The organism is Pseudomonas sp. S2_A02 (genome assembly GCF_054668495.1).
This window is the reverse complement of the sequence record NZ_CP162776.1, coordinates 3,443,403-3,467,763: the sequence shown is the minus strand read 5'-3', so window position 1 is coordinate 3,467,763 and position 24,361 is coordinate 3,443,403. Positions and strand designations below refer to the sequence as shown.

Below are 24,361 nucleotides of genomic sequence, written 5' to 3'. Positions count from 1 at the left end.
AAATCATCTTTCTGGTGGCCACTGTCGGGACGTATGCGCTAGAGCGAGTATCCAGATCGCATCTGGCCCCAATTCATAAACGACGCGATAGCTCTGATGTGGAATTAACTCGCGGGTACCTGCAATGATTCCGACAGGGCCGCTTTCAGGGTATAGCGCAATGCGGGATATCGCGTCTTTGAAGCGGTTGTCCATGTCGATGGCGGCTTGCGGGTTGACGGCATGCAGGTAATCCCAAATGTCTGCACGATCCTGTGCTGCTGTTGGCGTCCAGATTATTTTCATTCTTGTATAGCTGCTCGCACCCGCCTGGCAGTGAATTCTGCTTCAACTTCTTCATTTGTCAGGCCATCCCCAGCGCGCATGGACACTCGGGCCTTGTCGACCTTACGTTGCAAGAATGCTTCGTACTCACGCGATTCTCGTTGGGTTTGAACGAATTGACGCATCATTTCCCTGACAATTTGAGAGGCAGGACGATGAGACGCTTCTGCTTCGGCCATGAACTGTTCACGCAATTCGGGTTCGAGTTTCATCGTGAAAACGGCTTGTTTTGACATGTCCAAGTCCTCGGAATATGTACTGACGAAGTATATACACCTTCACTACTTTCATTGGTTCGAGCAGTGCTTGTTACGACAGACGGCGGTAAATTGTTTCAAAACTTGACCAACTTTCCCCTCCAGTGACATATTGATAGTTAGCAAACTAACAGTGTGTGCATTCCCTCGTGCCAAAAAACCTCGACGCTCTCCAGATGAATATCAGCAGCTCCATGGTGGTGGCCGCCAGGCATTGGCGGAAGATCTGTCAGACCACGCTGGTCAACTATGGAATCTCTGAAGCCTGCGCCGCGCCCTTGTTGATGATCGGGCGTTTGGGCGAGGGTGTGCGGCAGGTGACGGTCGCGCAAGCGGCGGGGATGGAGAGTCCTTCTCTGGTGCGTTTGCTGGATCAGCTGTGCCATGCCGGTTACGTGTGTCGTACCGAAGACACCCAAGACCGCCGCGCCAAGTGCCTGAGCCTGACCGAGACCGGTCGCGAACTGGTGCAGGCCGTCGAAGTCGAGTTGGTGCGTTTGCGCCATGAAGTGCTCGAAGGGATCGCCCCGAGTGATCTGGAAGCGGCGCTGCGGGTACTGAAAGCTTTCGAAGCGGCCAATCATCCAGCGGTGGCTCAACCTTGAGCGGATTTTTTACCGGCGTGCCCCCGGCGCGGGACTGGTTCTACGGTGTGCGCACGTTCGCGGCATCGATGATCGCGCTGTACATCGCCATGCTGATGCAAATGCCGCGTCCATATTGGGCGATGGCCACGGTGTACATCGTTTCCAGCCCGTTCGTCGGCCCTACCAGCTCCAAGGCGTTGTACCGCGCCATTGGCACTTTGCTCGGTGCGGCGGCAGCTGTTTTTTTTGTGCCGATGTTTGTGCAAAGCCCTTATGTGCTGGTGTTGGTCATCGCGCTGTGGACCGGGATTTTGCTGTTTCTGTCCTTGCATCTGCGCACTGCCAACAGCTACGCCTTGATGCTCGCCGGTTACACCTTGCCGCTGATCGCCCTGCCGGTGGTGGATAACCCGTTGGCGGTGTGGGACGTGGCCGAGGCGCGCACCGAAGAGATCTTTCTCGGCATCGCCTGTGCGGCAGTGGTCGGCGCCATGTTCTGGCCACGGCGGCTGGCGCCGGTGTTCAACGATTCGGTGAATAAATGGTTCGCCGATGCCTCGACCTACAGCCTGCGCTTCCTCAGTCGCAACGTGCAGCCGGACGAAGTCAGTGCCCTGCGTTCATCGATGGTGGCGAACTTCAACAGTCTGGAATTGATGATCGGTCAGTTGCCTCATGAAGGTGCGCGACCGCAAACGGTGCGCAACACCAAGGAACTGCGCGGGCGAATGATCCATCTGCTGCCGGTGATCGATGCCCTCGACGACGCGCTCTATGCCCTCGAGCGACGCACGCCGGAGCTTGTGGATAAGTTCGCGCCACTGCTGACCGCGACCACCGAATGGCTCGACCACAAAGACGCGGACCTCGACCGCTGGCAAGCCCTGAAAAACCAGCTCCAAGCGCTGCAACCGAATGCCGAGGCGCTGGAGGATCGCAAGCAGTTGCTGTTTTCCAACGCGCTGTATCGCCTCGGCGAATGGATCGATGTGTGGCAAGACTGCCGCAGCCTGCAATACGCCATTCAGTGCGAGAGCCAGGACAGTTGGCGCGCGGTGTATCGGCACTGGCGCCTCGGTCGGCTGTCGCCGTTTCTCGACCGTGGCTTGATGCTCTATTCGGCCGCGTCCACGGTCACCGCCATCATCGTCGCCTCGGTGCTGTGGATTCTGCTCGGCTGGACCGACGGCGGTAGTGCGGTGATTCTGGCGGCGGTGGCGTGCAGTTTTTTCGCTTCGATGGACGACCCGGCACCGCAGATCTACCGGTTCTTTTTCTGGACCGCGATGTCGGTGCTGTTCGCCAGCCTTTATCTGTTTCTGATCCTGCCGAACCTGCATGATTTCCCGATGCTGGTGCTGGCGTTTGCCATTCCATTCATTTGCGTCGGCACCCTGACGGTGCAACCGCGCTTCTATCTGGGCATGTTGCTGACCATCGTCAACACGTCGTCCTTCATCAGCATTCAGGGTGCCTACGACGCGGATTTCCTCAGCTTCGCCAACTCCAACCTGGCCGGGCCCATGGGCTTGCTGTTCGCGTTCATCTGGACCCTGATCGCCCGGCCATTCGGCGCGGAACTGGCGGCCAAGCGCCTGACCCGTTTCAGCTGGCATGACATCGTCAGCCTGACCGAGCCCGCCACGCTGGCCGAACACCGGCAATTGGGCGTGCAGATCCTCGATCGCCTGATGCAGCACTTGCCGCGGCTGGCCATGACCGGCCAGGACACCGGGATTGCATTGCGGGAAGTTCGCGTGGCGTTGAATCTGCTCGACCTGCTGGCCTATACGCCGCGTGTGGTGGGCGTGCCGCAGGTGCTGCTGCAACAAGTGGTGGGCGAAGTCGGCGAGTACTTCAAAGCGTGCCTCAAGGCAGACGAACGCTTGCCAGCGCCGAGCCCGTTGCTGATGACTCTCGACCGCACCCGTCGTGCCCTCGACACCGAGTGCGATGACGGCGCCCGTCTGCATTTGCTGCACGCCCTGAGCGGCTTGCGCCTGGCCTTGCTGCCGGGTGTGGAGTTCGTCGGCGCCGGTGAGCTTGAAGAACCGCTTCCCCATGGCATCGATGGAGCGCCTTTATGATCGGTGATCTGGATATCAGCGGGGTGTTCCTGCCCACGCTGCTGGTGCTGATGGGCATTACCTACGTGTTGTACCTGTTGGTGCACGGGCTGCTGACACGTCTGCACTTTTACCGTCTGGTCTGGCACCGGGCATTGTTCAACGTGGCTCTCTACGCTGTGCTGCTAGGCGCCGTGGACTCACTCAGTCGATACCTGATGACATGAAAAAACCTTTTTGACCCTCGGTCGCGTGGTCCTGACGCTGTTGATCGTAACCTTCGCCGTTGTCGTGGTCTGGCGCATGGTCATGTATTACATGTTCGCGCCCTGGACCCGGGACGGGCACATCCGCGCCGACATCGTGCAGATCGCCCCGGACGTGTCGGGGCTGATCCAGCAAGTGGAGGTGCGCGATAACCAATGGGTGAAACGCGGCCAGGTGCTGTTCAGCATCGATCAGGACCGTTTCAAACTGGCGTTGCGCCAGGCAAAGGCTGCCGTCGCCGACCGCCAGGAAACCCTGGCCCAGGCTCAGCGCGAGGCTAAGCGTAACCGTGGCCTCGGCAATCTGGTCCCGGCCGAACAACTGGAAGAAAGCCAGTCCCGTGTCGCCCGCGCCGAAGTGGCGTTAATGGAGGCGCAGGTGGCGGTGGACAGTGCCCAGCTCAACCTCGACCGTTCGCTGATCCGCAGCCCGGTGGATGGCTACGTCAATGACCGTGCGCCGCGTTCCCAGGAGTTCGTCACCGCCGGACGGCCGGTGTTGTCGGTGGTGGACAGCAATTCGTTCCACATCGACGGTTATTTCGAAGAAACCAAGCTGGATGGCATTCATGTCGGCCAAGGCGTCGATATTCGGGTCGTCGGCGACCGCGCTCGGCTGCGCGGGCACGTGGAAAGCATCGTCGCCGGCATCGAAGACCGTGATCGCAGCAGCGGCAGCAATTTGTTGCCCAACGTCAATCCGGCGTTCAGCTGGGTGCGGCTGGCGCAGCGGATTCCAGTGCGTATTGCCTTCGACGAGGTGCCAGCGGACTTCCGCATGATTGCCGGCCGTACGGCCACGGTGTCGATCATCGACGATCAAACCCGGGAGCCGGCGCAATGAGCAGGGCCTCGGGTTTGGCGGTGGCCGGGTTAGGGCTGCTGCTGTCGGCCTGTCAGGTGGTCGGGCCGGATTATCACTTGCCGGACGAGGCCGCCGTGCACCGCGATGACTTTCAGGGTGATCTGGCGGTGAACGGCAAGAGTGTCGTCTCGGCACCGGTGCCCAGCGATTGGTGGCGGTTGTATCAGGATCCGCGACTGGACCAATTGGTGCAGCAGGCCATGGCCTCCAACACCGATTTGCGGGTGGCGGCGGCGAATCTTTCTCGGGCTCGCGCTCAGGTCGACGAAGCGCAGGCGGCGGGCGGTTGGAGCGGCGGCGTGAAAGTCGGTGCCCAGCGTTTGCAGGAGTCCGGCGAGGCGTTCTTGCTGGCGGATAAAGTGCCGGTGGCCAACGTCGGTGACATCGGGATCACTACGTCCTATCAGTTCGACCTGTTCGGCACGTTGCAGCGCGGCATCGAAGCGGCCAAAGCCAATGCCGATGCGACCCAGGCAGCAGCGGACACCGCGCGCATCACGTTGGTGGCCGATGTGGTGCGGGCTTACACCCAGGTCTGCGCGGCCAACGAAGAGCGGGCGATCGCTCAGCATTCCCTCGACCTGCAAGCCCAGAGCACCACGCTGACCCAGCGCTTGCGCGATGCCGGGCGCGGTGATGAAACCCAGGTCACCCGTTCACAAACCCAATTCAAATCCTTGCGTGCCGAATTGCCGCGTTATGAAGCGGCACGTCAGGCCGGACTGTTCCGCTTATCGATGCTGCTGGCCAAACCGGTCGAGCAATTGCCCGCGGGCACCAGCGACTGCGCCGAGCTGCCAAAAATTGCGCAATTGTTGCCGGTGGGTGACGGTGCCACACTGCTCAAGCGTCGACCCGACGTGCGGCAGGCCGAGCGCAGATTGGCGGCCGCAACCGCCGGTATCGGCATTGCAACCGGCGAGTTGTACCCGGACATCAGCATCGGCGCGACCGTTGGCACGGTCGGGATTCTGGAAAACCTCGGCAAACCGGCGACCAATCGCTGGGGCTTCGGCCCGCTGCTGAGCTGGACCGTGCCGTCCAACGGCTCTCGCGCGCGAATCCGTGAGGCCGAGGCAGCGACCCAAGGCGCGCTGGCGCATTTCGATGGCGTAGTGCTCAACGCCATCCGCGAGACTCAGACCGGCCTGGCGCAATATTCCGCGCAGCTTCAGCGCCGCGATGCGTTGGCAGATGCCGAGCAATCGGCGCAACTGGCGGCAGACCAGACCCACCGCTTCTTTCAGGCCGGCCGCGCGTCGTTTTTAGCGGACCTGCAAGCCACCCGCACCTACACCGACGTACGGGCGCAACTGGCCTCGGCCAACACCCAAGTCGCGATGAGCCAGATCGATTTGTTCCTGGCTTTGGGCGGCGGCTGGGAAAGCGGACGAACGCAAGGGTCACAACCCGGCAAACCCTGAGGCCGTTGCTATGCTTTGAATTGATGGGGGCGCGCGGCGAACCCATCGATCAGGCTTGCGTTGGTCATGGGGATCTAATAATGAAAAACCCTTATGCTCCCGGCTTCTGGTGCGCCATTGCGGCATTGGTTTTGCTGTCGGCCACCTATTTCTACGGCGTCATGCTTGCCCACCAGCTCGACACGGCGCTGATATTCCTCGACAGCGTGGCGGCGTTGATCGCCGTGATGGCTATCGTGGTGGTCGCCTGGGCTTCATTACAGGGCCAGCGCATCAAGAAACGGCAACTCGAACAAGGCAAGATCCTGGTGCAGATCTGGGACACCAAGGTGGCTTTGCGTCGCGTCGAAACGGTGTTCGACCGGTATTTCTGGGGCAGTTACTGGCAACCGGGGCGCACGTTCCAGGAAGTCATGGGCGAACTCACCGGTACGCCGCTGGAAAAAAGCCTCGAAACCTTGAAAAAACAATGCCTGGCGCTGGACAAGCAAGTGGCCGACGAGGGGTGGCACTGGCTCAACAATGCGCGAGAGTTGTCTGATGTCGCCAACGCCATGGCCCGTGAACGCTATCAGCTGGATTTCTGCGACCCGCGCGCGGAAGTGACCGGCGGGGCGGTGATCAATCGGGATTTTGAAGTGCTGGTGTATACGTGGACGGCGCGGCTCAAGAGTTTTGATCATCAATTGGATGAGATTGAGGTTCAGTATTCCTGAGTTGAGGTTGGCTGGACTGACGCCTTCGCGGGCAAGCCTCGCTCCTACAGGTTCGGTGTGATCCTTTGTAGGAGCGAGGCTTGCCCGCGAAGGCGATTGCATGACCGCCGAAACTCTCAACCCTTGCCAGTTGTCCACAAGCAGCAATATCCCATAGACACTCTTTCACCTTTAATCATTGGGCCGCTTTGCGGCGCAAATGCTAATCTCCATCCCACTTTTAGCGCAGTCGTGACCGCAACCCGTCATGGGTTCAGGGAAGACGACCACACTTTCAACAACGGACATTGACGGGTACTTCATGAATAAATCAGCAGGCGTGCTTCTAGGAATTGTCGTGGCCATCGGTGCAATCAGTGCCGGCGGTGCGTGGTACACCGGCAGCAAACTCGATGGGGTGCTGAACACCTCGATCGCCGATGCCAACAAAGAGCTGCAAGCCGCGCTGGCAGGTTCCAACGGCACGGCGTCGCTGGAGCTGGTCTCGCTGGAGCGCCATGTGTTCAGCAGTACCGCGCACTACCGCCTCAAGGGCGAGGGCGAGATGTTTGGTGAAGCGCCGATGGAGATGTTGTTCGTCGACCATATCGAACACGGCCCGCTGCCGTTCTCGCGTCTGGTGTCGCTGAAATGGTTGCCGGTCCTGGCCACCAGTCACTACGAGCTGGAAAAGACCCCGTTGACCGAGAAGTGGTTCGCGGCCGCCAAGGACAACTCCCCGGTCAAAGGCGTGGTCAACATCGGCTACGACAACTCCACCAAAGGCACCCTCGAATTTCTGCCGCTGGAAGCAGCCCTGGATGACAAGTCCAATCTGACGTTCTCCGGGTTGAAACTCGACGTGGCTGCCAGCGCCCAGGCGCAAAAGGTCAAGGCTGACGGTTACATGGACAGCCTGAAGCTGACCACCGTGGCCGAAGATCAGACCCCGGTGCAGGTCGAGCTCAACGGCTTGACCCTGGCCAGTAACCTGAACAAAAGCACCTACGGCTATTACGTCGGCGACAACACCCTCGAGCTGACCAACAGCAAAACCACCTTTGGTCCCAAGCAATCGGTACTCGGTTTCAAGAATTTTGAAATGAAGAACAAGACCGAGGAGTCGGGCACCAACGCTTCGGGGCGTGCCGATTACAAGGTCGGTGAAGTGTCCTTGAACGGCAAGGTTATCGGTTCCGCACAGATGGCAATGAGCCTGAAAAACCTCGACATCCCGTCAACGATGTCGCTGATGCAGATCTACCAGACCAAACTGCAACCGTACGAGAAGGCCGCCGCTGAAGCCGCTGCCGCGGGTGAACCGGCGCCGGAACTGAACCTGACCCCGGCTGAAGAGGCGCAAGTCAAAATTGGCCTGGAGAAACTGCTGGCCGCCGGCCCGCAGGTGGCCCTGGAAAACCTGTCGTTCAACACCAGCAACGGCGAAAGCCGCGCCAACCTGGTGCTGGACCTGACCAAACCGCAGTCCATGGACCTGCCACCAGACCAGTTGGTCAAGCAATTGATCGCGCTGCTGGACTTCAACGTACTGGTGTCCAAGCCAATGCTGGTTGACGTGCTCACCGTGCAGTCGCAAATCGACGGCCAGACCGACGCCAAGCTCATTGCCGATCAGGCGAGTGCAACCGCCGACATGTTCGGCAGCATGGCGGTCGGCACGCAACTGGCGAAACTGGACGGCAACAATGTCGTCACCAAACTGCACTACGCCAATAATCAAGTGGACTTCAACGGCCAGAAAATGACCCTGGAGGAGTTTGTCGGCTTCGTAATGAGCAAACTCGGCGGCACTGGCAACGTCACCATCCAGTAAAACCGCAGGCTTCAGCGCAACGCCCGGCCTCTGCAACACGCAGACGCCGGGCGTTTTGCTGTCTGGGGTTTTGAAACGAGGAGAGGGGAAAGGAGGCCCTGATGCCTGTCAGTCAAGGACATGAACACTGCAACCTCTGTGGGAGCGAGCCTGCTCGCTCCCACAAGGGCTGCGCTGGGCTGACTGGCACCAGAGAAGACCCGAGCGTCAGGAATCTGAATAATTATTGTGTTCTGAATAGTCGACTACGCTTGCATGCAAGACTGCGTCGATAAAGCTTGGCTGGGTCTTTCGCCCCGGCTTTTCTCGTTACGAATGGGCAAGGGACATTGCGACCCGGCTAGCCATGTAAGGATGCTGACGAATGCCGTGTTTTGCTGGTCCCTTTATTCATCGTGGGTTGCGCCCCTTGTTTCGCGTTGCGCTCTGCGGCCAGTTGCTGTGGCCGATGCCAGCGCTCGCCGACCCCCCCTACGACCAAATGGTTCGCGATGCCCGGGCCGGCAATTACACGCCTGCGCTGACTGCGTTGCGTCAGGTGCCGGTAAGTCAGGCCACCACCGGCCAGATCAGCGATCACTTGCAGATCGCCAGCTGGGCTGGGCTGGATGCCGAAGTGGTCCAGGTCTATGAAACCCAGGGGCACAATCGGGCGTTGCCGGTTCAGGCTTTGACCGCCACCGCGCGCGCCTATCGCAACCTCAAGCGCTGGGACTCGGCGACCCAGGTGTACAACAAGGCCTTGGCCCTTGAACCGCAAAATGCCGATCTGCAGCTGGGGCTGGCGATGACTCAGGCCGACGCCGGTAAACCTGACGAGGCGGTTGCCCGCGCCAGGGCGCTGGTGGCGGCGAAACCGGATGATCCTTCCCGCCGCCTGGCCTTGGCCTACGCCTTGACCCGCGCCGGTGCCACCTACGACGCATTGTTTGAATACGACCAGGCCTTCATCCGCGCCGGCAGCAAGCCCGATGTCGCTCGGGAATACGTGATTGCCCTGCAACGCGCCCGTTTGCCGGAACCGGCCTTGCGCCTGGCGCGTCAGCGGCCGGGATTGCTGGATCCGGTCACGCTGCGACGTATTGAAGGTGATCTGGCCGCAGAGCGCGTGCGGTTGGCCGAGCTGGCCACTCGCAGCGAAAAAGAACGTTATGTGATCGCTGATCGGGCGCTGGCCGATTACGACCAGTTGCTGGCGACCTGGACGCCTGATCCTCAGGCCCACGATGACGTCATCCGCTGGCGAATCGATCGGATGGGCGCCCTCAAGGCCCGTGCGCGCACCGCCGATGTGATCGCCGAATACCAGAAGCTGCTCGCCGAAGGCGTGAAGATTCCGATCTACGCCCTGCGTTGGGTGGCGTCGTCCTATCTGGACCAGCGTCAGCCAGAAATCGCCACCGATTTGTATCGTCAGGTGCTGGTGGCGCCGGATGCCGATGTCGGCGACCGCCTGGAAGACAGCACCGCGCTCTATTACGCCTTGCTCGAAAGCGATAAGGCCAATGAAGCGCGTCAGGTCGCTGAAGACCTGGCCAAGACTCAGAAACCACGCGTCGAGCTCAAGGGCTTGCCGGTGGGCAATCCCAACGATGAATGGATGGACGCGCAGCAACTCGCTGCCCAGGCCGGCACCTATGGCGCTGACCTGCCGTCGGGCGAACAGCGTTTGCAGGCGCTGGTGGAGCAGGCGCCCGGCAACCTCGGCCTGCGTCTGGCCCAGGCCGATTTGTACCTGGCCCGGGACTGGCCACGGCGCGCCGAAAATCAGCTCAAGGAAACCGAGAGCACGGCGCCACGGGACATCGGCCTGGAAGTTGCGCAAGGTCACACCGCCATGGATCTGCAGGAATGGCGGCAGATGGATGCGCTGACCGACGATGTGGTCGCGCGCTATCCGAACAACCGTCAGGTCCAGCGTTTACAGCGTCAGCGTGAAGTCCATGACATGGCCGAGCTGCGGGTGGAGGCCTATGGCGGCAAGAGTTATGGCGGCGGTAACGGCGACGCCGGTGCGGTCAACGGCAGTCGCGATTTCGGCATCGAAACCACGTTGTACAGCCCGCCCATCGATGAAGACTGGCGCGTGTTCGCCGGTGCCGGTTACGCCACCGGCGACTTCCAGGAAGGCACCGGCCACCATCGTTTTCAACGCGTCGGGCTTGAGCGTCGAACCCGCGACATGACCCTGGAAGCGGAAGTCTCCAACCATTCCTATGGCTTCGGTGACAAACAGGGCGCTCGCCTGGCGATTGCCCGAGACATCGACGATCACTGGCAGTACGGCGGGAGCCTCGAATACCTGTCGGCGCAGACGCCGCTGCGGGCCTTGAACAGCGACATTACCGCCAACGGCGGCAGCGGCTTCATCCGTTGGCGCGCCAATGAGAGCCGAGAATGGAGACTGGCGGTCAGCCCCTCGCACTTCAGCGATGGCAACAATCGTGTCGAAGCCTTGCTCACCGGTCGCGAGGGTGTTTACCGCGCGCCTGGACTGCAGGTCGACCTCGGCCTGGAGGTCGGCACCAGCCATAACTCCAAGTCCGACGACGTGCCGTACTTCAATCCCAAATCCGACTTCAGCGTGCTGCCGACGGTGAACGTCAACCACGTGCTCTATCACCGCTATGAAACCTCCTGGAGCCAGCAGTTCCAGGCCGGTGCGGGTACCTATAGCCAGCGCGATCACGGGACCGGCGGCGTCGGCCTGCTGGGTTACGGCCAGCGCTACAGCTGGAACGACGTATTGGAGGTGGGTGGCCTGCTGAGCGTGATCAACCGGCCTTATGACGGCGACCGCGAAACTGATCTGCGCCTGCTCGTCGACCTCACTTACCGCTTCTAGAAGAGTTTGAAGATGCCTTTTATTTCGCGTTTCATCCTTCTGCTGGGAGCGCTGTTGATCAGCGCCTGCGCCCAGCAAGCCCCGGCCTTCGCACCGCCGTCCGAACGCCCGGTGTCGGCCAATGAAAAGCCGTGGCCGAAAAACCACGTACTCGGGATCGCTTACCACGATGTCGAAGACCGCGACCCCGATCAGGCGGTAGTGGCCGTGCGCACCGAGCGCCTGCTCGAGCAACTGGCATGGCTGCGGGAGAACAACTACAAGCCGGTTACCGTCGACCAAGTCCTGGCTGCTCGCAACGGCGGCCCTGAACTACCGCCCCGGGCGATCATGTTGAGTTTCGATGACGGTTATTCGAGCTTCTACACCCGCGTGTTGCCAGTGCTGCGCGCCTATAACTGGCATGCCTTGCTGGCGCCGGTCGGGGTATGGATCGATACGCCGCTGAACCAGCCGGTGGATTTCGCCGGTACACCGCGCAAGCGTTCGGACTTCCTGACTTGGGATCAGATCCGCGAGACTTCCCGATCCGGTCTGGTGGAAATCGCCGCCCACACCGACGCCAGCCACAAAGGCGTATTGGCCAACCCGCAAGGCAACCTGCAACCGGCGGCCGCGACCCGGCGCTATGACGCTGTTAACGGACGCTATGAAACCGAAGCCCAATTTCAGGCCCGGATGCGCGCCGATGTGGCGGCCATTTCGGAGAAAATCCGCAAGGTCACCGGTTACAAACCGCGTGTCTGGGTCTGGCCATACGGCGCGGCGGACGGCACCTCACTGCAAGTGGTCAACGAACAGGGTTATCAGATGGCCCTGACCCTGGAAGATGGCCTCGATGCCCTCGACAACCTAATGAGCAACCCGCGCTTTTTGGTGGCTTCGGATCCGAATGGCGAGCGTTTTGCCAACAGCATCGTCTCGGTGCAGACCGAATCACCTATGCGTGTGGTGCATGTGGACCTGGACAACGTCTACGACCCGGACCCGGCCCAACAGGAAATCAACCTCGGCAAACTGATCCAGCGCATGGCCGACATGGGCGCCAACACGGTGTTCCTGCAAGCCTTCGCCGACCCTGCGGGTGATGGCCTGGTGCACTCGCTGTACTTCCCTAACCGGCACCTGCCGGTGCGCGCCGACCTCTTCGACCGTGTGGCTTGGCAGTTACGCACTCGGGCTAACGTCAAAGTCTTTGCATGGATGCCGGTGCTGAGTTTTGCCCTGAACTCGAAGTTGCCACGGGTCACTCGTTGGGACCCGAAAACCGCTACCACGTCGATCGATCCGGACCAATACAAGCGCTTGTCGCCATTCGATCCGAACGTGCGGCGCATCATCGGTGAAATCTACGAAGACATGGCACGCCTGACCTCGGTCGACGGCATCCTCTATCACGATGACGCGGTATTGTCGGACTTCGAAGACGCCGGGCCTGAAGCCCTGAAAGTCTATGCCGCCAACGGTCTGCCCGGTTCGATTGCCGCCCTGCGTGCCGATCCGGCCACCTTGCAACGCTGGACGCGATTCAAGAGCCGCTACCTGATCGATTTCACTCACGAACTGACCGCCAAGGTTCGCGCCATTCGTGGCCCGCAAGTGAAAACGGCGCGCAATATTTTCGCCGAACCAATGCTCAACCCCGAGAGCGAAGCCTGGTTCGCGCAGAACCTCGATGACTTCCTGAGCGCCTACGACTGGACCGCGCCAATGGCCATGCCACTCATGGAAAAACAGAGCCGCCAGCAATCCGGCCCTTGGCTCGAAACGCTGGTGGCGACGGTGAAATCGCGCCCCGGCGCGCTCGACCGCACGGTGTTCGAATTGCAGGCCCGTGACTGGACGAAAAACGCCGACATCGGCGGCAAACAGTTGGCTGACTGGATGGGCCGTCTCAAGCGTCAGGGCGCCACCAGTTTCGGCTACTACCCGGACAACTTCCTCGAGAACCATCCGGATCTGAAAACCGTGCGGCCCGCGCTCTCTAACAAGTGGAATCCATAACATGCTGGACAGACTTTTAGCCCTGCTGGTTCTGGCGATCGTCCTTGGGGTTCCCCTCGGGCTGATCTTTCTGCTCACCGGGCAATTCCTGATGGACTTCGTGTTCTTCTATCCACTGTTCATGTCGGGGCTGTGGATCGCCGGCGGCCTGTATTTCTGGCTGCACTGGGAGCGGCACTGGCCGTGGCAGGACAACACTTTGCCGCCACCGCTGGCCGGCGAGCCGCTGATCTCGATCCTGATCCCTTGCTACAACGAAGGGGACAACGCGGCCGATACCATTCACGCGGCGCTGGCCCAGCATTACCCGAACATCGAAGTGATCGCGATCAACGACGGCTCCAAGGACAACACCGCCGCGGTGCTCGATGCACTGGCGGCGCAGGATCCGCGTCTGCGGGTGCTGCACCTGGCGGAGAACCAGGGCAAGGCCGTGGCTCTGCGCATGGGCGCCATTGCGGCGCGCAGCGAGTATCTGGTGTGCATCGACGGTGACGCGCTGCTGGCGCCGAACACCGCGGCGTATCTGGTGGCGCCGATGCTCGACAATGCGCGACTGGGCGCCGTGACCGGCAATCCGCGAATCCGCACCCGTTCGACCTTGATCGGCCGCGTGCAGGTCGGCGAGTTCTCGTCGATCATCGGCCTGATCAAGCGCACCCAGCGAGTGTTCGGGCGGATCTTTACCGTCTCTGGGGTAATTGTCGCCTTCCGTCGCACAGCGCTGAACCGGGTCGGCTACTGGAGCCCGGACATGATCACCGAAGACATCGACATCAGTTGGAAGCTGCAACTGGATCACTGGAGCATTTTCTACGAGCCCCGTGCGTTGTGCTGGATCCTCATGCCGGAAACCCTCGGCGGCCTGTGGAAGCAGCGTCTGCGCTGGGCCCAGGGCGGCGCCGAGGTGCTGTTCAAGAACATCCGTGGCATCTGGCAATACCGCCATCGTTACCTCTGGCCGCTGCTGTTCGAATATTGCCTGTCCACTGGTTGGGCGTTCACCTTTCTGCTGTCAGTGATTTTCTGGGGCGTTGGCAAGTTCGTCGAAATGCCGCCAGCCATTGCCGTTGATCACCTGATGCCGCCGGCGTTTACCGGGCTGCTGTTGGCAGTGGTCTGCCTGGTGCAATTCGCAGTCAGCATCTTGATCGACCGCCGTTATGAAAAGGGCCTCGGCAAGACCATGTTCTGGGTGGTCTGGTATCCGCTGGTGTTCTGGCTTATCAGCTTGTTCACCACTCTGGTCAGTTTCCCCAAAGTGCTGTTCGGCCAACATCAAAAGCGCGCGCGCTGGGTCAGTCCGGACCGGGGCATCAAGCCGCTGAATGATGATGAAGAGGAGGTCATCAAATGAAAATCATCAGAACCCGGCAGCGGCCCTTTCTGGTCGTGATCGATGTTTTCTTCACTGTGCTCGCCTGGGTCGGGCTGCTGTATTTGCTGGCGCAGGGTTTGTGGCCGTTGTTCGATACCCATGACGGCCCACGCATCAATACGTCATTTTTCGACGCCCTGGGCACGTTGCAGATTTACCTGTGGGTGGCGTTGTTGAACGCGGTGATCTTGATCACGTGGGCGCGTTATCAACAGCGCAAAAGCAAGAGCTTCGCCCAGCGCCGTTTGCCGGCGCCGGTGGTGGATGATCAGGGGCTCAGCAAAAGCTTCAAGTTGACCGGCGACCGGCTGGCGAAACTGCGCACGCCGGGTTCGATGACCATTCATAACGATCAGGATGGCGATGTCAGTCATATCGTTACGCACTTCTTCCCGGTCGCCCCGGCCCAACTGCCATCGCCTTTGGCGCCGCTTGAGCATCCGTTCGTGATTCGCTTACCGGCCGAAGATGACGACAATCGAGAGCCGGTGAGTCACGTCTGAGCCTGGTACGTTCCTGTTGTTTCATCCGTTCGGCGAATAGCGCATTGCCCGCCCTTTGTCCGTTAGGCGAACACCGTATGGCAGCTCCAGGGAATGCGGAGGATTTGGAGAGGTCGGTCAGCCAACGTCCCGAATCAGGCGCCAGGCCTCATCCACCGACAACGGTTGTTTCATGCGTTCGGCGAGCATCGCCATCGCACGCTCCTGATCGCAGGCAACGACCGCCGCCACCACGCCGTTTTTGCCGAACAGGCCGATAAACGGTGGATGGTCAGGGTCGCCCTTGAACTCGACCTCGTCCCAGGCTTCGGCGTGTCCGAGGTAGTCATAGTTTTTGCCGAAATGCCAGGTCCAGAAATACGGCACGTCGAGGTAGCGCTCATCGCCGCCGAGCATATTCGCCGCCGCAATCCGCGCCTGTTGTTGGGCCAGGCGCCAATGCTCAATTCGTCGGGGCTGGCCATTGAGCGGGAAGGTCGCGATGTCGCCGACGGCCCAGAGCCCGTCGGTCACGCGCATTCCACCATCGACCTTCAATGACTGGTCTTTTTCTTTTGGCAGATCGGTAAACGGACCGGTTGCAGGGGTGACGCCAATGCCGACCAACACCAGATCCGCCGCAAAGCGCTGGCCATTGTCCAGCCGCACCGCTTCGACCTTGCCTGTGCCTTCGATCTGCGCGGCCTCGCCATCGGTATGAAACACCACGCCATTAGCCTCGTGCAGGGCACGAATCGCTTTGCCGACGGCCTCGCCGAATTGCGCCTCGAACGGGATGGCATGGCGGGCCAGGACGGTGACCTCCAGGCCGTACTGACGCAGGGATGAAGCGGACTCCAGAGCAATGAAACTGTCACCGACAATCACTGCCCGTTGACCAGGTTTGGCGGCTGAAAGAATCTGCTGCGCCTGTGCCTTAGAACGCAGTACGAATACCTGCGGCAGGTCGGCGCCGGGCAGCGGCAGAGACTTGGGTATGCCGCCGGTGGCGATCACGGCGCCGTCATAGCTCAACGATTGGCCATCAGACAGGCGCAGAGTCCGGTTCGGTGCATCCAGGCCCATCACATCGCTGTTTATCCGTTCAATGCGCTGTTCGCTGTAAAAACCTTCATCACGCAGTGACGGGACTTCGTCGGGCGGCATCTGCCCGGCAATCACGAATTTGCTCAACACCGTCCGGTCGTAACCGGCCTCAGGCTCACGGTCGATCAGCAATACCCGGCCACCGAAACCTTTCTCCCGCAACGCCGCCGCACAAGCCGTACCGGCGGCACCGGCACCGATGATCACGAAGGTTCGCTTATCGTCCGCCGGCGGTGTACTGGGGGTGGGCATCGGCTGGTCATCGACCCAGACCTCGTCGTCGCGGATTTCGAGTGGGTAGCGCAGCAGACTGTCCAGGGACGGTGGCTCACACAACGCGCCATCTTCGAGCCGGTAAGCCGCTTTGTGCCACGGACAAATCAACCGTCCTTCGCACAGCGCACCTTTGGCCAAGGGTGCCCCGGCGTGAGGACATTTGCCCTGATAGGCGCGCAATTGATCGCCGACCCGCAGCAAGACGATTTTCGTCTTATCGATCCGGACTTCAAGGCCGCGGTCTTGGGGCACATCGGCGAAACGGGCGACGCGATGCAGTGCCATGATCGATCTCCAGACAGGTGTTTCACTTAGGAGTTTGGCGCGTATTGCGAGGTTCAGCCAATTCCTGCTGCCACCGCACGAACGGTCCGGCTATAGTTTGCCAGCCGACCACGGCCCCACCCGCACAAGGTGCTCCGGTATGACCCGATTGACCTCTTTGAACCCTTGGCTGGCGGCCGTTGCAGTCGCCCTTTGCGTGCAGTTTCCGGCACAGGCCCAGGAGCGTTTCACCCTCAGTATTCCCGGTGTTTCGGACAATCGTCTGTTCACGTCGGTGGCGGCCAGCGATGCCAACGGTTGCGGCGGCAAAAACCAGTCTCCAGCCCTGAGCTGGAACGCCGGCCCCCCGGGCACCCTCAGCTACGCCATCGTCATGCACGACCCGGATGGCCAGAAGGGCCTGGGCGTCGATCACTGGATTCATTACGGCATCAAGGCCGCGACCCGTCAGATTCCGGCCGGTGTCGGCGCCAAATCCGCCCTCGAAGGCGTGGGCGGCACCAACATCAAAGGCACTACCGGCTACATCGGCCCTTGCCCGCCCATTGGCGACAGCTCCCATCACTACATCATCCAGCTTTACGCCCTGGACCTGGCGCCAGACGCCTTGCCTGCTGGGCTGACCCGCGCGCAGCTGATGGAACAGATCAAAGGCCATGTGCTGAAAAACAGCAGCGTGGTGCGGCGTTATCACCGCTGAAGATTTTTTCCGGTGCTTTAACCCGAACCTGCCGGGCTGTCCGTCTCAGAGGATGAATGAGTCAATTTCCTCCTGAGGTCAGCCCCCATGTCCCTCCCTCTGCATTTTCTCCGCCCGGCCGCCCAGGGTTTCGCCGCCGGGTTGTTGCTGGCTATCGCCGGTTGCGGCGTTTCATCCACGCCAGATTCTGCGACGGACGCCTCTGAGACAGATAGCCCGGCAGCGGTTGCGCCTCCGGTTCAAGGTGCGCTGAAAACTGAAGCGTTGGTGCGTAGCGAGGTCATGAAGGACACCGCGCAGGCCAAGCGCAGCGCGCGACCGGCACCATTGGTCGCGTTCGCGCCCATGCCGGCCGGTGAGGCTTATCCACAGGGCTATCGGGACGAGCAGCGGGAGCAATATCAGGCGCTGGCCGATAACCCGATTCACAGCGTGGCCGAGGCACCGGTCTCGACCTTCAGTGCCGATGTCGATACTGGCGCTTACGCCAACGTCCGGCGCTTGCTCAATCAGGGGCGCTTGCCTCCCGAAGGGGCGGTGCGGCTGGAAGAAATGGTCAATTACTTCCCCTACGATTACGCCTTGCCCACCGACGGTTCGCCCTTCGGCGTGACCACCGAGCTGGCGCCGTCGCCCTGGAACCCGCATACCCGCTTGCTGCGCATCGGCATCAAGGCATCTGATCGCGCAGTGGCGGAGTTGGCCCCGGCGAACCTGGTGTTTCTGGTGGACGTGTCCGGCTCGATGGACAGGCGCGAAGGTTTGCCCATGGTCAAAAGCACGCTGAAATTGCTGGTCGATCAATTGCGCGAGCAGGACCGGGTTTCGCTGGTGGTGTATGCCGGAGAATCTCGTGTCGTGCTGGAGCCGACTTCCGGACGGGAAAAAGCGAAAATTCGTACCGCCATCGATCAATTGACCGCAGGCGGTTCGACCGCCGGCGCGTCGGGTATCGAACTGGCCTATCAAATGGCCCAACAGGCGTTTATCCCCAAAGGCATCAACCGCATCCTGCTGGCCACCGACGGTGACTTCAACGTCGGCATCAGCGACTTCGACAGCCTCAAGCAAATGGCTGTGGATAAACGCAAAACCGGCGTCTCTCTGACTACCCTGGGTTTTGGTGTGGATAACTACAATGAACACCTGATGGAACAACTGGCCGATGCTGGCGATGGCAACTACGCCTACATCGACAATCTGCGCGAGGCGCGCAAGGTGCTGGTGGATCAGCTCGGCTCGACTCTGGCGGTAGTGGCGAAAAACGTGAAGCTGCAGGTGGAATTCAATCCCGCCCAAGTCAGCGAATATCGGCTGTTGGGTTATGAGAATCGCGCCTTGAAGCGTGAGGATTTCAGCAACGACAAAGTCGACGCCGGAGAAATCGGCGCAGGGCATACGGTGACGGCGTTGTATGAAATTGTGCCCAAGGGCGAGAAGGGCTGGCTGGAACCGCTGCGCTATGGCAATCCTGCGGCCGATGTTTCCGCAAAAACCGGAGAATTGGCGATGCTGCGAGTGCGTTATCAGTTGCCGGAAGGTGGGAATAGTCGCTTGATCGAGCGGCCAATCTTGAGTGATGAGGCCGGCAAGCTTTTGACCGCCAGCGATGATCTAAGATTTGCCGCCGCCGTCGCTGCCTTTTCCCAGCAGCTCAAGGACGGGCGCTATACCGGTGAGTTCAGCCTGAAGGACACCGAAGCCCTGGCCCGTGGCGCACGGGGCGATGATCAATTCGGCCTGCGCAGTGAATTCGTGCAATTGGTGGAGTTGGCACAGAGCCTGCGAACCCCGACCGCCTCGAATCAACAGCCCAACGACAACCGGATAGAGTGAAAGAGGCCAGCGCTGACATGTCCGACTCTGAAATCAGCTCAGCCGCCAGCAGCGACGAATCGCTGCTGGCGCGTTACCGCTCGGGCGACGGGCCGGCGTTCGAAGTTTTGTACGCCCGCCACCGTCAGGGCCTTTATCGATTCCTCCTTGGTCTCAGCGGTAAACCCGAACTGGCCGAAGAGGTGTATCAAGAAACCTGGCTTAGCCTGATCCGCAGCACCAGTCAGCCACAAGGCCGGGCGAACTTTCGTACCTGGCTCTATCAGATTGCCCGCAACCGACTGATTGATCACTGGCGCAAACACGGAATCCACAATCCCTTGCATGACAGCTATGACGAACCAACCCATGCCCCGATCGATAACGCAGCCGACCCCGAGCAACTGCTGAGCCTGAGCCGCGACGGTCAACGCCTCGAAGCCGCCCTGCAAACCCTGCCCGCCGACCAGCGCGAAGTGTTCTTGCTGCGAGCCCACGGCGACCTCGACCTGCCACAAATCGCCAACCTCACCGAAACACCGCTGGAAACCGTTAAAAGCCGCTTGCGCTACGCCCAGCAAAAACTGCGTCGGCTGCTGGCCGAGGAGGTACTGACATGACTGACGCCCGACAAACACCGCCATCGCCTGACGATGAAATGCTCAAGCATTTCCGCGACCATGCAACCGGCGAACCACCGGCGCATCTCGACGCCTTCATCCTGGCCACTGCGCATCGCGAAGCCCCCGCGCCGAAGCTTAGCTTTTGGCAGCGCTGGGTTCAGGCCTGCCAGAAACCCCGTTGGCAGGTCGCGTTCGCCAGTCTCGTCGGCGTGGCCCTGATGCTTGCACTGGTGCAACGCACGCCCGAGCAACTACCAAGTTACGACTTCGCGCCTGCGCCCAAGGCGTCCGCGCCGCTGGCCAAAAAAGAGTTAGCCGAAGCGCCTCCATCGGTTGCCGGCTCACTGGCGGAACCGGCCGGCGTTATGTCCGCTCCCGCACCGGCTGCGCCCATGGCGGAGTTTTCGGCACCGTTGCAGCGCGAGTCGATCAATAGCGAAATGGCGGATGAAGCAAAAATCAGCAAACGCTTAGCCGCGCCGGCCAAGTCACTGGATGATCAATTACGTGAAGTGATACGCCTGCAAGAGACCGGTCAAACCCAAGCCGCCGAGGCGCTGCTGACGACATTGCACAAGCGCTTTCCCAAGGAAAATCTCACGGCCCGACTCAAGGATTTGCAGAAGAAATGAGGTGAACAACGGTCGGCAAATTTGGCATCGACACCCGAAAGCGCGCACTATCGGCCTATAGCCGATGCGTTGGAGGATGCCGTGGCACAAAAAATCGACCGCATCGCCCAAATGCTCAACTGCCCGGTGAAGGGTGAGGAATTACGGCGAGCAGTGACTGAGAGTCGCAAGGAGTTTCTTCTGGCGAAGCAGGCAGAAGAAGCGCTTGAGGAAGATGTTCTTGATGATGAAGTGGTCGAGGACGAAGAGGATGATGAATACGACGAGTTCGACTGGACGACAGAATGAAAAAACCGCTTTGGCGGTTTTTTGATCAATGGCAGTTGTTCGGTTAAACCGAACAACTGCATCTCAGCAGGTCGCCTTGGGGCATGAAGAAAGCCCACAAAAAAGCCCCAGATCCTAAAATCTGAGGCTTTCTCGTTTCTACGTATGGTGCACCAGGCGGGATTCGAACCCACGACCACTGCCTTCGGAGGGCAGTACTCTATCCAGCTGAGCTACTGGTGCAATGCGGGCGCCATGATACTCATATGCACTGCAGGCGTCCATGCTGCTGAATCGCCTGTGCTTTTCGAAAGCGTAACCTACGATTGCTACGCTGATCTGAAAAAATAGGCAAATGCGGCGTTTTCGTTCTTTTTTTCGAACAGCCTATTGTCCTTTACCCCCTTTGATCCTAGGATTCGTTTGAGATTTCAAACGCTCTTGTCTGGGTGCTGAACCGCACGAGTTCGATTTGTGCGCTATTTATGTGCTTCAGCCCAGTGAATGATTTCCCTGACGGCAGCCTATAAGGCGCCTTTCTACAATCATAATTCGCTCCGCGCTTGCCGCGGTGCTGTTAAGGAAAGCCGACATGCAGCTTAAAGACACCCAGTTGTTCCGCCAGCAAGCCTTCATCGATGGCGCTTGGGTCGATGCGGACAACGGTCAGACGATCAAGGTCAACAACCCGGCAACGGGCGAAATTCTGGGCACTGTGCCGAAAATGGGCGCTGCCGAAACCCGCCGTGCCATTGAAGCCGCTAACAAAGCGCTGCCGGCCTGGCGTGCACTGACCGCCAAGGATCGTGCGAACAAGCTGCGTCGCTGGTTCGAGCTGATCATCGAGAACCAGGACGACCTGGCTCGCCTGATGACCCTCGAGCAGGGCAAGCCATTGGCTGAAGCCAAGGGCGAGATCGTTTACGCCGCTTCCTTTATCGAGTGGTTCGCTGAAGAAGCCAAGCGAGTTTACGGTGACGTGATTCCGGGCCACCAGCCAGACAAGCGCCTGATCGTGATCAAGCAGCCGATCGGCGTGACCGCAGCGATTACCCCGTGGAACTTCCCTGCCGCGATGATCACCCGTAAAGCCGGCCCAGCCCTGGCCGCCGGTTGCACCATGGTGCTCAAGCCTGCTTCGCAAACTCCGTTCTCTGCATTCGCCCTGGCTGAACTGGCCCAGCGTGCCGGTATTCCGAACGGTGTGTTCAGTGTTGTGTCCGGCAGCGCCGGCGACATCGGCAGCGAGCTGACCAGCAACCCGATCGTGCGCAAACTGTCCTTCACCGGTTCGACTGAAATCGGTCGTCAGCTGATGGCCGAATGTGCCAAGGACATCAAGAAAGTTTCGCTGGAACTGGGCGGTAACGCGCCGTTCATCGTGTTCGACGACGCGGACCTGGATAAGGCCGTCGAAGGCGCGATCATTTCCAAGTACCGCAACAACGGCCAGACCTGCGTCTGCGCCAACCGTCTGTACATTCAGGATTCGGTCTACGACGCGTTTGCCGAAAAGCTGAAAGTGGCCGTGGCCAAGCTCAAGATCGGTAACGGTCTGGAAGACGGCACCACCACTGGCCCGCTGATCGACGAAAAAGCCGTGGCCAAGGTTCAAGAGCACATCGCTGATGCCGTGAGCAAAGGCGCAACCGTGCTGTCCGGTGGCAAGGTGATGGAAGGCAACTTCTTCGAGCCGACCATCCTGACCAACGTGCCGAATAACGCTGCTGTGGCCAAGGAAGAAACCTTCGGTCCATTGGCGCCACTGTTCCGCTTCAAAGATGAAGCCGATGTGATCGCGATGTCCAACGACACCGAGTTCGGTCTGGCCTCGTACTTCTATGCTCGTGACTTGGGCCGTGTGTTCCGTGTGGCTGAAGCCCTGGAATACGGCATGGTCGGCGTCAACACCGGGTTGATCTCCAACGAAGTCGCGCCGTTCGGCGGCATCAAGGCGTCAGGCCTGGGCCGTGAGGGTTCCAAGTACGGCATCGAAGATTACCTGGAAATCAAATACCTCTGCCTGGGCATCTAAGCTCGGCCCGGCAAGGCATTGCTTCAAGCGCAAAGGGCACGAGAGCGCTGTCCCTTTGCGACGCTTCAAACGGAATTTTCTCTGTGGCCGGGAAAGCTGTGGCAGTCGATCATCGCATGCTGCCGTAGTTGCCTCCCCGCCGCATTTTCCTTGAACCACGCCGCCCGATGAGCGGTGAATGAGGACACTATGAGCAAGACTAACGCATCCCTGATGAAACGCCGCGAAGCCGCTGTACCGCGCGGTGTTGGCCAGATTCACCCGATCTTCGCCGAGTCCGCGAAGAACGCCACCGTGACCGACGTTGAAGGGCGCGAGTTCATCGACTTCGCCGGCGGTATCGCCGTGCTGAACACCGGCCACGTGCACCCGAAAATCATCGCTGCCGTGACCGAACAGCTGAACAAGCTGACCCACACTTGCTTCCAGGTACTGGCTTACGAGCCGTACGTAGAAGTGTGCGAAAAAATCAACGCCAAGGTGCCGGGTGATTTCGCCAAGAAAACCCTGCTGGTGACCACCGGCTCCGAAGCCGTGGAAAACTCCATCAAGATCGCCCGTGCTGCCACTGGCCGCGCTGGCGTGATCGCGTTCACCGGTGCTTACCACGGTCGCACCATGATGACCCTGGGCCTGACCGGTAAAGTTGTGCCTTACTCGGCCGGCATGGGCCTGATGCCAGGCGGCATCTTCCGCGCGCTGTACCCGAACGAACTGCACGGTGTGAGCATCGACGATTCGATCGCCAGCATCGAACGCATCTTCAAGAACGACGCCGAGCCGCGTGACATCGCTGCCATCATCATCGAGCCGGTTCAGGGCGAAGGTGGTTTCTACGTCGCGCCTAAAGAGTTCATGAAGCGTCTGCGCGCCCTGTGCGACCAGCACGGCATTCTGTTGATCGCGGACGAAGTGCAGACTGGCGCTGGCCGTACCGGCACTTTCTTCGCCATGGAACAAATGGGCGTTGCTGCCGACCTGACTACCTTCGCCAAATCCATCGCTGGCGGCTTCCCGCTGGCCGGTGTGTGCGGCAAGGCCGAATACATGGACGCCATCGCTCCGGGCGGTCTGGGCGGCACCTACGCGGGTAGCCCGATCGCTTGCGCCGCGGCCCTGGCAGTGATGGAAGTGTTCGAAGAAGAGCACCTGCTGGATCGCTGCAAAGCGGTCGGCGAGCGTCTGGTGACGGGTCTGAAAGCCATCCAGGCCAAGTACCCGGTCATTGGCGAAGTGCGTGCCTTGGGCGCGATGATCGCGGTCGAGCTGTTCGTCGACGGCGACAGCCACAAACCGAATGCTGCTGCGGTGGCATCGGTGGTGGCCAAGGCACGCGACAAGGGTCTGATCCTGCTGTCGTGCGGCACCTACGGCAACGTTCTGCGCGTACTGGTACCGCTGACCTCGCCGGACGAGCAACTGGATAAAGGCCTGGCGATCATCGAAGAGTGCTTCGCCGAGCTCTGATCGATTTGTGACCTGATCGACAAAAAACCCGCTTCGGCGGGTTTTTTTATGCCGCTTGAAACCATCAGGGACAATTGAGCTGTATCGAATGGCCATCATTGACTAAGGTGCAAGCATTGCCGATGGA

Annotated in this window: 21 protein-coding genes and 1 tRNA gene; 18 read left to right on the top strand and 4 right to left on the bottom strand. The window is 60.3% G+C overall.

The features are described from left to right. Positions 1-3: 3 nt before the first annotated feature. Positions 4-285 carry a type II toxin-antitoxin system RelE/ParE family toxin gene (locus tag AB4O41_RS15865; RefSeq protein WP_460143848.1) on the bottom strand — a complete coding sequence of 94 codons (282 nt, stop codon included), beginning with the start codon at positions 283-285 and terminating at the stop codon, positions 4-6. Continuing rightward, a complete protein-coding gene (locus tag AB4O41_RS15860; RefSeq protein WP_008068580.1) occupies positions 282-560 on the bottom strand; it encodes a hypothetical protein in 279 nt (92 codons plus the stop codon). The genes AB4O41_RS15865 and AB4O41_RS15860 overlap by 4 nt, the downstream gene beginning before the upstream one ends. Before the next feature lie 197 nt (positions 561-757). Between AB4O41_RS15860 and AB4O41_RS15855 the strand changes: the two genes are divergently transcribed. The 11 genes from AB4O41_RS15855 (at position 758) to pgaD (ending at position 15,048) form a co-directional block, all read left to right on the top strand. Further along, positions 758-1,186, top strand: coding sequence for a MarR family winged helix-turn-helix transcriptional regulator (locus AB4O41_RS15855; protein WP_460143847.1), 429 nt, complete (start codon positions 758-760; stop codon positions 1,184-1,186). Further along, positions 1,183-3,255 (top strand): FUSC family protein, encoded by a 2,073-nt coding sequence (locus AB4O41_RS15850; RefSeq protein WP_460143846.1) that lies wholly within the window; start codon positions 1,183-1,185, stop codon positions 3,253-3,255. Before AB4O41_RS15855 ends, AB4O41_RS15850 begins: the two co-directional genes overlap by 4 nt. Further along, a complete protein-coding gene (locus AB4O41_RS15845; protein WP_007899582.1) occupies positions 3,252-3,461 on the top strand; it encodes a DUF1656 domain-containing protein in 210 nt (69 codons plus the stop codon). Before AB4O41_RS15850 ends, AB4O41_RS15845 begins: the two co-directional genes overlap by 4 nt. A 10-nt stretch (positions 3,462-3,471) precedes the next feature. Continuing rightward, positions 3,472-4,344 (top strand): efflux RND transporter periplasmic adaptor subunit, encoded by an 873-nt coding sequence (locus tag AB4O41_RS15840; protein ID WP_460143844.1) that lies wholly within the window; start codon positions 3,472-3,474, stop codon positions 4,342-4,344. Beyond that, complete coding sequence (locus AB4O41_RS15835; protein WP_460143843.1) at positions 4,341-5,789, top strand: efflux transporter outer membrane subunit; 1,449 nt, start codon at positions 4,341-4,343, stop codon at positions 5,787-5,789. The genes AB4O41_RS15840 and AB4O41_RS15835 overlap by 4 nt, the downstream gene beginning before the upstream one ends. A gap of 80 nt (positions 5,790-5,869) precedes the next feature. Continuing rightward, on the top strand, positions 5,870-6,505 hold the full coding sequence (locus tag AB4O41_RS15830) for an NADH:ubiquinone oxidoreductase subunit N (protein WP_460143842.1): 636 nt from the start codon (positions 5,870-5,872) through the stop codon (positions 6,503-6,505). Positions 6,506-6,806: 301 nt separating this feature from the next. Beyond that, entirely contained in the window at positions 6,807-8,318 is a 1,512-nt protein-coding gene (locus AB4O41_RS15825; protein ID WP_460143841.1) for a YdgA family protein, read from the top strand. A 364-nt stretch (positions 8,319-8,682) separates the two neighbouring features. Next, positions 8,683-11,163, top strand: a complete 2,481-nt coding sequence (pgaA, locus tag AB4O41_RS15820; protein WP_460143840.1) for a poly-beta-1,6 N-acetyl-D-glucosamine export porin PgaA — start codon at positions 8,683-8,685, stop codon at positions 11,161-11,163. 12 nt (positions 11,164-11,175) lie between these two features. Then, the gene (gene pgaB / locus AB4O41_RS15815; protein WP_460143839.1) at positions 11,176-13,167 is read left to right on the top strand and encodes a poly-beta-1,6-N-acetyl-D-glucosamine N-deacetylase PgaB; all 1,992 of its coding nucleotides are present in this window, start codon (positions 11,176-11,178) and stop codon (positions 13,165-13,167) included. A gap of 1 nt (position 13,168) precedes the next feature. After that, entirely contained in the window at positions 13,169-14,524 is a 1,356-nt protein-coding gene (pgaC, locus tag AB4O41_RS15810; protein ID WP_460143838.1) for a poly-beta-1,6-N-acetyl-D-glucosamine synthase, read from the top strand. Beyond that, positions 14,521-15,048, top strand: coding sequence for a poly-beta-1,6-N-acetyl-D-glucosamine biosynthesis protein PgaD (gene pgaD / locus AB4O41_RS15805; protein WP_460143837.1), 528 nt, complete (start codon positions 14,521-14,523; stop codon positions 15,046-15,048). Before pgaC ends, pgaD begins: the two co-directional genes overlap by 4 nt. Before the next feature lie 117 nt (positions 15,049-15,165). Here pgaD and AB4O41_RS15800 read toward each other — a convergent pair whose 3' ends face one another. After that, positions 15,166-16,695, bottom strand: a complete 1,530-nt coding sequence (locus AB4O41_RS15800) for an FAD-dependent oxidoreductase (RefSeq protein WP_460143835.1) — start codon at positions 16,693-16,695, stop codon at positions 15,166-15,168. A 139-nt stretch (positions 16,696-16,834) separates the two neighbouring features. Here AB4O41_RS15800 and AB4O41_RS15795 point away from each other — a divergent pair, with 139 nt between their 5' ends. From AB4O41_RS15795 to AB4O41_RS15775, 5 genes are all read left to right on the top strand, one after another. After that, complete coding sequence (locus AB4O41_RS15795) at positions 16,835-17,395, top strand: YbhB/YbcL family Raf kinase inhibitor-like protein (RefSeq protein WP_460143834.1); 561 nt, start codon at positions 16,835-16,837, stop codon at positions 17,393-17,395. 87 nt (positions 17,396-17,482) lie between these two features. Then, positions 17,483-19,231 (top strand): vWA domain-containing protein, encoded by a 1,749-nt coding sequence (locus AB4O41_RS15790; RefSeq protein WP_460143833.1) that lies wholly within the window; start codon positions 17,483-17,485, stop codon positions 19,229-19,231. A gap of 17 nt (positions 19,232-19,248) precedes the next feature. Beyond that, positions 19,249-19,830, top strand: a complete 582-nt coding sequence (locus tag AB4O41_RS15785) for an RNA polymerase sigma factor (RefSeq protein ID WP_460143831.1) — start codon at positions 19,249-19,251, stop codon at positions 19,828-19,830. Next, a complete protein-coding gene (locus tag AB4O41_RS15780) occupies positions 19,827-20,465 on the top strand; it encodes a hypothetical protein (RefSeq protein WP_460143830.1) in 639 nt (212 codons plus the stop codon). Before AB4O41_RS15785 ends, AB4O41_RS15780 begins: the two co-directional genes overlap by 4 nt. Positions 20,466-20,486: 21 nt before the next feature. Further along, the gene (locus AB4O41_RS15775) at positions 20,487-20,753 is read left to right on the top strand and encodes a hypothetical protein (protein ID WP_460143829.1); all 267 of its coding nucleotides are present in this window, start codon (positions 20,487-20,489) and stop codon (positions 20,751-20,753) included. Positions 20,754-20,898: 145 nt separating this feature from the next. Here the strand turns inward: AB4O41_RS15775 and AB4O41_RS15770 are convergent. Next, a tRNA-Arg gene (locus AB4O41_RS15770) sits at positions 20,899-20,975 on the bottom strand. 349 nt (positions 20,976-21,324) lie between these two features. Between AB4O41_RS15770 and gabD the strand changes: the two genes are divergently transcribed. Further along, a complete protein-coding gene (gene gabD, locus AB4O41_RS15765; RefSeq protein WP_223486364.1) occupies positions 21,325-22,767 on the top strand; it encodes an NADP-dependent succinate-semialdehyde dehydrogenase in 1,443 nt (480 codons plus the stop codon). Positions 22,768-22,956: 189 nt separating this feature from the next. Continuing rightward, positions 22,957-24,234, top strand: a complete 1,278-nt coding sequence (gene gabT, locus AB4O41_RS15760; RefSeq protein ID WP_008068635.1) for a 4-aminobutyrate--2-oxoglutarate transaminase — start codon at positions 22,957-22,959, stop codon at positions 24,232-24,234. The last annotated feature ends 127 nt before the right edge of the window (positions 24,235-24,361 follow it).